At 66.4% G+C, this 10692-nt stretch carries 12 protein-coding genes; 3 read left to right on the top strand and 9 right to left on the bottom strand.

Annotation, left to right across the window (positions count from 1 at the left end; all coding sequences use genetic code 11):
- Nucleotides 1–421 (bottom strand): class I mannose-6-phosphate isomerase (locus SR3_RS09220; RefSeq protein ID WP_169805594.1); only part of this gene is annotated, 421 nt, incomplete at its 3' end.
- 26 nt (nt 422–447) lie between these two features.
- The gene (locus tag SR3_RS09215; RefSeq protein WP_157098737.1) at nt 448–1488 is read right to left on the bottom strand and encodes a mannose-1-phosphate guanylyltransferase; all 1041 of its coding nucleotides are present in this window, start codon (nt 1486–1488) and stop codon (nt 448–450) included.
- 449 nt (nt 1489–1937) lie between these two features.
- Between SR3_RS09215 and SR3_RS09210 the strand changes: the two genes are divergently transcribed.
- Nucleotides 1938–3893 carry a glycosyltransferase gene (locus tag SR3_RS09210; RefSeq protein ID WP_157098736.1) on the top strand — a complete coding sequence of 652 codons (1956 nt, stop codon included), beginning with the start codon at nt 1938–1940 and terminating at the stop codon, nt 3891–3893.
- A 98-nt stretch (nt 3894–3991) separates the two neighbouring features.
- Here SR3_RS09210 and SR3_RS09205 read toward each other — a convergent pair whose 3' ends face one another.
- From SR3_RS09205 to SR3_RS09195, 4 genes are all read right to left on the bottom strand, one after another.
- Nucleotides 3992–4468 carry a hypothetical protein gene (locus SR3_RS09205; protein ID WP_068084174.1) on the bottom strand — a complete coding sequence of 159 codons (477 nt, stop codon included), beginning with the start codon at nt 4466–4468 and terminating at the stop codon, nt 3992–3994.
- On the bottom strand, nt 4465–4707 hold the full coding sequence (locus SR3_RS09200) for a hypothetical protein (RefSeq protein ID WP_068084171.1): 243 nt from the start codon (nt 4705–4707) through the stop codon (nt 4465–4467). Before SR3_RS09200 ends, SR3_RS09205 begins: the two co-directional genes overlap by 4 nt.
- A gap of 14 nt (nt 4708–4721) precedes the next feature.
- On the bottom strand, nt 4722–4934 hold the full coding sequence (locus tag SR3_RS31220) for a hypothetical protein (protein WP_157098735.1): 213 nt from the start codon (nt 4932–4934) through the stop codon (nt 4722–4724).
- Between the two features lie 236 nt (nt 4935–5170).
- A complete protein-coding gene (locus tag SR3_RS09195) occupies nt 5171–5851 on the bottom strand; it encodes an arylesterase (RefSeq protein ID WP_245653836.1) in 681 nt (226 codons plus the stop codon).
- A gap of 80 nt (nt 5852–5931) precedes the next feature.
- Between SR3_RS09195 and SR3_RS09190 the strand changes: the two genes are divergently transcribed.
- Nucleotides 5932–6681, top strand: coding sequence for an ABC transporter ATP-binding protein (locus tag SR3_RS09190; RefSeq protein ID WP_407668157.1), 750 nt, complete (start codon nt 5932–5934; stop codon nt 6679–6681).
- Nucleotides 6678–9218 carry an ABC transporter permease gene (locus tag SR3_RS09185; protein ID WP_174549139.1) on the top strand — a complete coding sequence of 847 codons (2541 nt, stop codon included), beginning with the start codon at nt 6678–6680 and terminating at the stop codon, nt 9216–9218. The genes SR3_RS09190 and SR3_RS09185 overlap by 4 nt, the downstream gene beginning before the upstream one ends.
- 24 nt (nt 9219–9242) lie before the next feature.
- Here the strand turns inward: SR3_RS09185 and SR3_RS09180 are convergent, their stop codons facing one another.
- The 3 genes from SR3_RS09180 to SR3_RS09170 form a co-directional block, all read right to left on the bottom strand.
- Complete coding sequence (locus SR3_RS09180; protein WP_084455259.1) at nt 9243–9656, bottom strand: DUF805 domain-containing protein; 414 nt, start codon at nt 9654–9656, stop codon at nt 9243–9245.
- Nucleotides 9657–9712: 56 nt separating this feature from the next.
- Nucleotides 9713–10117, bottom strand: a complete 405-nt coding sequence (locus SR3_RS09175; protein ID WP_068084162.1) for a DUF805 domain-containing protein — start codon at nt 10115–10117, stop codon at nt 9713–9715.
- A gap of 92 nt (nt 10118–10209) precedes the next feature.
- Nucleotides 10210–10617, bottom strand: a complete 408-nt coding sequence (locus SR3_RS09170) for a DUF805 domain-containing protein (RefSeq protein WP_068084160.1) — start codon at nt 10615–10617, stop codon at nt 10210–10212.
- Nucleotides 10618–10692: the final 75 nt, after the last annotated feature.

Below are 10692 nucleotides of genomic sequence, written 5' to 3'. Positions count from 1 at the left end.
CGCCGATGGCATGGACGGTGTTGGCCGGAATGTAGAAAAAATCGCCTGGCTTCACATCGTGCCAGACCAGCATCTCCTCGATGCTGCCGTCCAGAGAAGCCGCGCGCATCACCTCATGGCTGATCGGCTCACGAAAACCGATGCCCAGCTTGCCATGCGGCTCGGCGGCCAGCACAAACCAGCATTCTTCCTTGCCCTGCTTGCCCAGCCCCTTGGCAAGCGTCTGCGCGTCGCTGGGGTGGACCTGCACGGAAAGCTTGTCGCTGGTGAAGATGTATTTCACCAAAAGCTCTGGCAGAGCGGCGGGCGGCTCGAACCAGATTTCGCCGATCTGGCGGCCATCGGGCGCGGTAAACGGCGGCGGCAGATCGGTGCGCCCCCAGGGCTTGTCCACCAGCTTGACGGGCAGTTCGCCCTGAATGGCCACGATGCTCACCACAAATTCCTTTACTGGTTGGCCGCGCCGTAGAGCTTGCCGACCTTCTGCACGCCCGCCACCGAGGTGATCATCACATCGGGCCCATCGACCACGACGATCGCATCCTCCAGCCCTATGACCGAGACATGCGCGCCATCGCTCTCAACAAGAACGTTGCGGCATCCCACCAGTTCCGCCTTGCCGATAACGCTGTTGCCGGCGGCATCACGGTCGCGCGCTTCCCACAGGGCGTGCCAGTTGCCGATGTCGCTCCAGGCCATGGCGGCGGGGACGACGGCGGCGCGCTGGGTCTTTTCCATAACGGCATAGTCGATCGATTCGCTGGGCACGGCGGCGAACAGCGCGGCATCCGGGTGGAAACGGCGGCCATCCTCATGGCCCTGCGCCACGGCTTCGCGCACGGCGGTCGCGATATCGGGACGATGGGCTTCGAGTTCGCGCAGATAGTCACCGGCGCGGAAGGCGAAAATGCCGCCGTTCCAGCTGTAGCTGCCTTCGCTCAGAAACAGCATGGCGCGTTCCAGATCGGGCTTTTCGACAAAGCGGTCGACCTTGTAGCCGCCGGTGCCGACAATCGCCTCGCCGCTTTTCACATAGCCAAAGCCGGTTTCCGGCGCGGTGGCGGCGATGCCGAAGGCCACCAGCCAGCCCTGCGTGGCCAGAGCCTCGGCGCGGCGGGCAGCTTCCACGAAAGCCTCAGGATTGCCGATATGGTGATCGCTGGGGCAGACCAGCATCACGGCATCCTCAGGCACGCGCAATGCGGCCAGGGCAATGGCGGCGGCGGTGTTGCGCCCGGCCGGTTCCACCACGACACCCGCGTCCGGCGCCAGAGCCAGCTGGCTTTCGACATGGCCCAGATGCGCCTTACCGGTCACGATGATCGGCGCGGCGAAGATTGCCCGGTCCGAAGCGCGGTGCAACGCGGCCTCGAACAGCGTACGATCCCCCACCAGGGGCAGGAAAGGCTTGGGCTTGGCCGCACGACTGCGCGGCCACAACCGCGTGCCGCTTCCTCCGCACAAAACCACTGGGGTAATCATCTCAATCAGCTCCTCGGCGACAGCCAGATTTCCGCACAGCCAGTTTCTTCAAGCACGAACCGGACACAACAAACGCGCCATCCGAACCTTCATAGCCCCACTTTAAGCACATTTACACGCGCTATTCGCTTATGCAGCAAAATGCGCCCCCACGGCAAGGTGGGGATGGAGGCGATTGCGCCGCTTATTGTTCCAAATGGGCGCATTTGCACAAAAGTCTTTCCACAACCGCACGCCTCGAAGCCCGCAACAGCGGGGCGGCAAGGTCCATCCGTACCCCTCGCATCACACCTCCGGAACGGATCAGACGGGCCGCCTGTTCTTTTCGATGTCCCGCCCTGAGACAGCGCCATGACGAAACCGTATGCATCTGCCGTTCATGCCAATTGTGGCCTTTTCCGATTTGTGCAATGCCACTCTAATCCTCACCCCGTTTCTTGCGGATCGCCAGCACCATGAGCTTTTACGGCGCCTTTTTTCGCACGCTGTTCTGGCGTCCGCGCCGGGCGACACAGGCGCTCTATTGGCATGCCAAGGGTCAGGCCCTGCGCGCGCGCAGCCTGCTAAGGGCCGGCGCCGCCCTGCCGCCGCAAATCGGCGCTCCGCAATCGCCCCATGCCTATCAGGTCTGGATCGACACCGTCGAGCGGCGCGAGAAGACCATCGCTCAGGCCCCGCAGACCATGGCGGGCTGGGCCAGCAAGCCGCGCCTCACCGTGCTGCTCTATCAGGAGCCGGGCGCGGCGGCGGCGGGCGCTTTCGAGCGCTGCGTCACCGCGCTCAGCCGCCAGATCTATCCGCATTGGGAACTGGTGCTGGTGCAGTCGCATGAGGTGCAGCCCCCGCTGGCCATCGACGTGCCCCGGCTGGTGCTGGCTCCCAGCCGCGCCGCCAACGCCGCCGCCGCGCTGAGCATCGGCATGCAATCGGCCAGCGGCAGCCATATCCTGCCGCTGGCCGTGGGCACGCGGCTGGCGCCCACCGCGCTCTACCACTTCGCCGAGGCGCTGCAGGACAACCCCGAGGCCGACGTTCTCTATGGCGATCACGACCATACCGGGCTGATGGGGCTGCGGCGGCGGCCTTGGCTCAAGCCCGAATGGAACCGGGCCATGTTCCTCTCGCAGGATTACCTCAGCGCCGCCTGCCTGCTGCGCGCCGAGCATCTGACCGCCGCCCTGCCCCTGCCCCCCGCGCTGGCCGAGGCCGCGATCTACGCCATCCTGCTGGGCGTCACCGCGCGCGAAGAGGCCAGCGTGGTCCATGTACCCCATATCCTCGCCCAGATCGGCAAGGAGGACGAGCGCGACACCGCAGACCATCCCGAGACCCCGGAAGACAGCGCCGAACCCGATCTGGCCCCCGCCGTCGAAGGCGCCGCCAGCGCCGCAGGGTCCATCGAGGATCTGCCTGTCGCGCCCCCGCCCGCCGCGCCCCCGCTGGAACAGGGCGCCGAGCCCCCCGCGCCGGAGCAACCCGCCCCCGTGGGCCGTCACGCCGCGCGCCTCGCCGCCCTGGCCCGCGCGCTCGAGCATGAAGGGGCCACCATCAGCCCCGGCCCCTGGGGCACCCACCGCATCGAATGGGCCCTGCCCGCCGACCCCGGGCCCGTCAGCATCCTGATCCCCGCCGGGCAGAAGGCCGAGCCCCTGCGCCGCTGCGTTCTCAGCCTGCTGGGTTCAACACGCTATCAACAGAGCCATGTGGTGATCGCCAGCCACGGGATGCCCGGCCCCGAGATGGAGCGCTATCTGGGCCGCATCGCGCAGAACCCGCGCGTCACCGTGCTGCGCCTGGCCGACGCGCCCGGCAGCGCCGCCCTGCTCAACCGCGCCGCCCGCGCCGCACAGGGCCGCTTCCTCTGCCTGATGAGCCCGCAGGTCGAGGTGCTGGACGACCTCTGGCTCACCGCCCTGCTGCGCCACGCCATCCGCGCCGAGACCGGAGCGGCAGGCGCAAGGCTGCTCAACCGCAACGGCACCATCCATCACGCCGGATTGGTCGTCGGGCTGGGCGAAGGCGCGGGCCACGCTCACCGCTTCCAGCGTGACGCCGAGGCGGGCTATTTCGCCCAGGCCCATATCACCCGCCATGTCACCGCCGTCAGCAGCGCCTGCCTGCTGATTGCACGCGAAAAATTCGAGGCGGCAGGCGGGCTGGACGAGGACGCCTTCGCTCACGCCTTCCATGATGTGGATCTGTGCCTGAAGCTGGAGCAAAGCGGCCTGCGCAACATCTATGTGCCCGAGGCCCTGCTGCTGCATCATGACGCGCCCGCCAGTCGCCGCCCCGCGCGACATGGCGAGGAACTGGCCATGCTACGCACGCGGTGGGGCACCGATACGTTCCGCGATCCGCTGCACCATCGCTATCTGGATCGGCAGAGTGAGCGTTACGAGCTGAGTTTATAGGGAAAAAGAATGCGAGGGGGTTATCCCCTCGCGCTCCCTTTCATGTCTGCCTTGCGCCCCGGCGAAGCCGCAACCGCGCATTCTTGGCTTTCCGGATGTTATGGCTTGGGTGGCAGGAAAAACAGGTTGCACTCGCTCAGCCTGACGACGCGCGGCGAGGCCGAAACCTGTTTCCCATAGGGCGCCGCATCGACCGCGACGTCCACCGCTGCGATGCGCCCCGCCTTCAAGGCCTCGAACTTGTCGAACAGCCGCTTTTTCGCGGCGATTTCGGGGCCGGTGTCATTCCTCGTCGGATCGCTCGACGGCATGCGGGCAATGATGAGCTGGCGGCACATCGGCGCCTGCACCGGCACGGATGAAGGCTTGAGCAGAATCTCGAACTGCCCGCCCTCGACAAAGCCATCGATATATTTGCTGCCGGGCTTTCTGGGCATCAGATCCGCCTTCGTAACATGCAGCTGGACCAGAAGCTTGCCCGCCGCATGGGCCGGCTGCGCCCCGACGAAAGACAGGGCCGCCATCAGGGCCACGCCCGGAAGGGGGGTCACCCCCCGCGTCAGCCCCTTGCTCATTTGATGTACTTCTCCCAATTCGCGGAGAACTGTTGCCATGTTCCGCGACCGCCCAGCGTGTTGTAGTAAAGCTTCCAATACTTGGCCAAAGCCTCGACATTGCCCGCAGGCGGCAGCGGGGCGGGCGCACGCCTGTATCGGATGCGCGCCATGGCTGCGGCATAATACTCATTGTCCACCATGGTCTCGGCGGTGGCGCTCTGGCCCGGCTTGAGGGTCTTTTTGACGAGATCCCCCAAAGAGCTTCTGTATTTCAGATAGTTGGCCAGATATCATTGTGCGTGGCGACTTCCATCTGGAAATAGCCCCGGGCCGGACCGTTGCCGAGCTGACGGTTCCAGCGGAACCCGCCGCTCTCATGCACCGCCGTGCCGAGCAGGAGATCCGAGGCGGCGGCGCTGTACATGCCGATTGTCTTGAGGGCGACATCAACAACATTCGTTCGAAATACGCTGGCGTTATACATAACGGCCTTTCCCAGTTGCATCCCCCGATGTGCTACGCGATCCCCCAATTCGATCGCATACTATACGGCGTCCACGAACCAATCCAGCCTTTTCATCGCGCTAAAGAAGAAGCGCCTCACGCATTCAACAGCCCTTCTCCGCGCGCGCCTTGCCCCGCAACGCTGGGCAGCCGCCGATCTGTCCCCAGGAGACGTCATGGGAGCGCGAGGGGATCATCCTCTCGCATTTTCCCTTGTTACTTCTTTGGCAAGGCGCCCTTCACCGTGCCGATGGTGGCCTTTACCATGGCCTCCACCCCTTCGGGCGTGGGGTGGATATGATCGGGAAGCTGCATGCCCTCCTTGCCCATGATCGGGGCCATGAAGAAAGGCACCAGCGCGGCGTGATGCTTTTTCGCCAGATCGGGATAGATCGCATCGAAGCTCTTGCCATAGGCCTTGCCCATATTGGGCGCCGCCATCATGCCCAGCAGCACGACGGGGATATGCTTCTTCTTCAGACTGGTCAGGATCGCATCCAGATTGGCCCGCGCGGTCTCGGGCGGGAGCCCGCGCAGCATATCGTTGCCCCCCAGCGAGATCAGCACCAGATCGGGCTTTTGCCCACCCAGCGTGAAGTCCAGCCGGGCGAGGCCATCGGCGGTGGTGTCGCCCGAAACGCCGGCATTGGTGACGCTGGCCGCCACGCCCTGCGCGCGCAAAGCCGCCTCCAGCCGGGCGGGATAGGCCTGCTGCGGGGTGATGCCGTAACCGGCGAGCAGACTGTCGCCCAACGCCACGATCCTGGCGCCCTGTGCCTGAGGCGCACTCTGCGCCGAGGCCGCACCACCGGACGCGGCGTCCTCCGGCTTCTGCCCGCAACCGCCCAACGCAAGGGCCGCTGCCAGCACCGCCACCATCATCCCAGCCTGCCGCAAAATCCTGCCCTTTCCAGTCCATAAGCTTTTGTGCGCCGCAGCACCTTGTCGCGCGGGCACCCGCGCGCCATATCCATTGTGTGACAAACGCCCCGGAAAGCAAGCCCGCCATCACGGCCAGAGATCTCACCCTCACGCTGGGGCAAGGCGCGGAGGCGACGGCGATCCTGCATGGCGTTTCGCTGACTGTGCCTCAAGGCCAGGTGGTGGCGCTGCTGGGGCCATCGGGCTCGGGAAAATCTTCGCTGATGGCGCTGCTTTCGGGGCTGGAGCGGGCGAGCGCGGGCCACTTGATCGTGGCCGATCAGGATTTTTCCCGGTTGGACGAAGATGCCCTCGCTCGCGCGCGCCGAGGTCGCATCGGCGTGGTGCTTCAGGCCTTCCACCTGCTGCCCACCATGACGGCGCTGGAAAACGTCATGACCCCGCTGGAACTCGCTGGCCTGCCCGATGCCGAGGCCCGCGCCCGTGAGGAACTGGCCGCTGTCGGCCTGACGCATCGCCTCACCCATTATCCCACGCAGCTTTCGGGCGGCGAGCAGCAACGCGTCGCCATCGCCCGCGCGCTGGCCCCCCGCCCCACGCTGATCTTCGCCGACGAGCCTACCGGCAACCTCGACCATGCCACCGGCGAGGCGATCATCGAACTGCTCTTTGCCCGCCGCGCCGAGAGCGGCGCCACGCTGGTCATCATCACCCATGACGAGGCGCTGGCCGCCCGCGCCCAGCGCATCATCCGCCTCTCCGACGGCCATATCGCCAGCGACAGCCTGAACGACCCGCACCACGCCAGCGAAAACCTCCACGCCAGCCACGATCACACGTCATGAGTGACGCCACGCTCTCATGGTCGATGGCGTGGCGTCTGGCGCGGCGCGATCTGTCGGCGCGATTCCGGGGCTTGCGGCTGCTGCTGGCCTGCCTGTTTCTGGGCGTGGGCGCGCTGGCCGCCACCGGCACGCTGACCGCCACCATCAACCATAACCTTGCCACCAAGGGCCGCCAGACTCTGGGCGGCGATGTGCAGTTCAGCCTGTGGCAGCGCGGGCTTTCCCCTCAGGAACGCGCGGCGCTGGGGCGCTATGGCACGCTGTCGGAGGGCAGCCGGATGCAGGCGATGGCCAGCTTCGGCGACACCACCGCCCCCATCGAGCTGAAAGCCGTGGACCAGCACTGGCCGCTGGTGGGCCGCCTGACGCTGGGCGATGGCCGGCAGGTGGGCGCGCCGCCGCCGGGGGGCGCATGGCTGTCCGATGGCGCGGCGCAGAGGCTGGGCATCGCGCCGGGCCAGCCTTTCACCATCGCCGGGCAGAGCCTCACCGCGCTGGGCATCATCGCCGACGAGCCCGACCGCCTCTCGGAAGGCTTTGCCCTCGGCCCCACGATCATCACCGACGCAGGCTTCCCGCATCGCGCCGGGCTGGACGCGCCGGGCGCGATGATCCGCACCCGCACCCGCATGGCCTGCGCGCAAACCTGCGATGCCCAGGTCATCGCGGACCGGCTGAAGGCGCAGTTCCCCCGTTCCGGCATCGATATACGCACCCGTGACAAGGCCGCCCCCGGCGCCGAGAATTTTATCGGCCGCATGGGCGATTTTCTCGATCTGGTGGGGCTGGCCGCGTTGATGATCGCGGGGCTGGGCATCGGCGGCGGCACGGCCAGCTATCTGGAAGCCCGGCGGCAGGCGATCGCCACGCTGAAGGTTCTGGGCGCGACCTCCGGGGATATCGCTCGCATCTATGTGGCGCAGATTGCCGCTGCCGCTCTGGCCGGGAGCCTTGCCGGACTGGCGGTGGGCACCGCCGCGGTGCCGCTGCTGACGCATGCGCTTGCAGGCGTGCTGCCGGTGGATGAGAGGCTGATCCTGTCGCCCCTCGCGCTGAGCCGCGCCGGAGGCTGGGGCCTGCTGGTCGCGCTGGTCTTTGCGGCCCCGCCGCTGGCCGCCGCGCGCGAATTTCCCGCCATGGCGCTGATGCGCGCGCGGGTGGCGGGGGCTGTGGGGCGCTGGCGGCGCGGCGCTGTCGCTCCCGTGGCGCTGGGCTTGGTGGCGATTGTCGCGCTGGCTTTTGCGGGCTCGGCCAACATCCGCACCACCGCGCTGTTTATCGCCGGCGCCGTGGGCAGTTTTGCGCTGCTGGGCGCGCTGGGCTGGGGGCTGCGCGCTTTGGCGGCACGGCTGCCGCGCCCGCGCGATCCCATCGCCCGCATGGCGCTGGCCAATCTGCATCGCCCCGGCGCCCAGACGGGCCGTCTGGTCACGGCGCTGGGCTTTGGCCTCTCGGCCTTTGTGCTGCTGGCGGTGGTGCAGTCCAGTCTGGACGCCAACATCGCCCGCCGCGTGCCCGCCAAAGCACCCGACTATTTCGCCGTCGATCTGCCGCCCGACCAGCTGGGCACCTTCACGCATGCCGTCAACGCCACCGCTCCGGGCGCGCATATCCGCACCGTTCCGGCGCTGCGCGGCGCCATTCTGGCCTATGGACCGGAAAACGCCCCCACCCGCGTCGCCGATCTGAAAGAAGTGCCCGATGACGCCTGGGCCCTCAAAGGCGAACGCGGCCTGACCTTCAGCGACAGCGTGCCTGAAGGCAACACCGTCACCGAAGGCGCCTGGTGGACCGCCGCCAATGCCGGTCAGCCGCAGGTCTCGGTCGATGAAAAGCTGGCCAAAACCATCGGGCTGCATCTGGGCGACAGCATCACCATCGGCCTGTTGGGCGTGGAGCGCAGCGCAAAGGTCACCTCTTTCCGCCGCATCGACTGGGACAGTTTCGGCTTCAACTATGTGCTGGTCTTCTCGCCCGGCGCGCTGGCCGGAGCGCCCTACAAGCTGGCCGCGACGATCAGCCTCGATCCCGCGCATCGCTCCGGTGCGGTGAAAGGCGCGCTGCTCTCGCGGCTGACCAAAGCCCTGCCCGGCACATCAGTGGTGGAAGTCGGCCCGCTGCTGAGTGCGGCGCGCGATCTGCTGGGGCAGGTTTCCACCGCCATCCTTGCCGCAGCCAGCATCGCCGTGCTGGCGGGGATCGCGGTGCTGATCGGGGCCATCGCGGCGGCGCGGGCCTCAAAGCTGTATGACAACACCATCCTGCGCGTGCTGGGCGCCAGCCGGGGGCAGTTGCTGGCGCTGCAAATGGCCGAATATGGTCTGCTGGCCGGGCTTCTGGCGCTGGTCGCGCTGGCGCTGGGCAGCGGGCTTGGCTGGCTGGTGGTGGTCAAGCTCTTCAGCTTCGACTTTCTGCCCGACTGGTCGCATGTGCTGCTGGTGCTGGGCGCGGGTCTGGTGGTGGTGCTGGGCTTTGCCTTCGCCAGTTCGCTGCCGCTGCTGAACGCCAGACCGGCGCGGGCGCTGCGGGAGCTTTAGTGCAGCCGCGACACATTCAACCTTTCAACTGAACACCGCCCTGAGCCCGTCATCCTTGGGATCATGGCCGAAGCGGTTCGGGCCCTTGTCGCCGTCCTGACAGAAGAAGACCAGCAGCGCCAGCCAGCCCAGAATCGGCAGGAAGAACAGCGCCATCCACCACTGCGAGCGGTTGGTGTCATGCAACCGCCGCGCCGTCACCGCGAAGGTGGGCACCATCGAAGCGATGCCGAAGAGCCCCGTGGCGAGGGTGCCCACCAGCCCCGTCTCATCGCGCAGGCCCAGCCCCACGGCGAAATCGCCGCCCGTCACCAGATCGATCCCCAGATTGACCAGACTGGTAAAGAGATGGAACATCCAGAACTCCATCCGCCTTGCCCGTCCAGAGACCTGCGCATAACGGCGATAGGGCAGCAGAGCCCAAGAGAGCGAGTTCATCGTCTATCCTTGAAACGCCATGAAAAAGGGGGCCGCGATGGCCCCCTTCCCTGTCTTCAGCTGAAGACCGTCGCCAGGCCGCGGCCCTTGGGGTCTTCACCGAAGCGGTTCGGCCCCGGCGTGCCATCGGTCACCAGAAAATAGAGCAGCACCAGACCACCGAGCAGCGGCACCACGCCGATCAGGATCCACCAGCCCGAACGATCCGTATCATGCAGTCGCCGGACGGCGACGGCCAGCGAGGGAATAAGCGAGGCCAGCGCGAACAGCCCGCTCAGCGCCGTGGCCGCGAAATTGGGCGTGGAACGCAGCCCCAGCAGCACGGAATAGCTGCCGCCCAGCCCGCCATCCAGCACCAGTTGAACGATGACGCTGAGCAGAATGAACATCCAGTATTCCTTGCGCCGCGAACGCCCGGCGAAATCGAAGTAACGCTTGTAGGGCAAGATCATCCATTCCATGCGAACTCTCCTATGTGTGGCGAATTGTGGTGAAATGCGACATCGCCCCTTGGGTAACGCGGCAAGGGGACCGAAAGGCTCGTCAACGAAACTCAGCTAAACACGGTCACCAGGCCGCTGTCGAGCGGATCTTCACCGAAACGGTTCGCGCCCGGTGTGCCGGGGCGGCACATGAAGACCAGCAGCAGAATGCCGCCGATATAGGGGATGAACCCCAGCAGATAGAACCAGCCGGACCTGTCCTGATCATGGAAGCGCCGCACATGCACCGCGATATAGGGCACGAACGAGCCCAGCCAGAACAGGCCCAGCGCGATCAGAAACAGACTGCCCGCGCGATAGCCGGGGCGCTGTATGCCGCCGGGGCTGACGATGACCGCAGCGCTGATCAGCGCGCAGGTCACGAGCACCAGAAACAGCGCGAACATCCAGAATTCCTTGCGGCTCGCCCGGCCACTGAAATCGGCATAGCGCTTATAAGGCAAAAGCATCCATTCCATCGGGGGGCTCTCTTTTCGGATCTTTGATGAATGCTGCCCCAAAGGCAGCAGCATAGGCAAACAAAAAGCAGGGCA

The organism is Novosphingobium rosa NBRC 15208, assembly GCF_001598555.1.
In the GTDB taxonomy this organism is placed as follows: domain Bacteria; phylum Pseudomonadota; class Alphaproteobacteria; order Sphingomonadales; family Sphingomonadaceae; genus Novosphingobium; species Novosphingobium rosa.
Note: the sequence above shows the minus strand (reverse complement) of the source record. Positions and strands in the feature narration are given on the sequence as shown.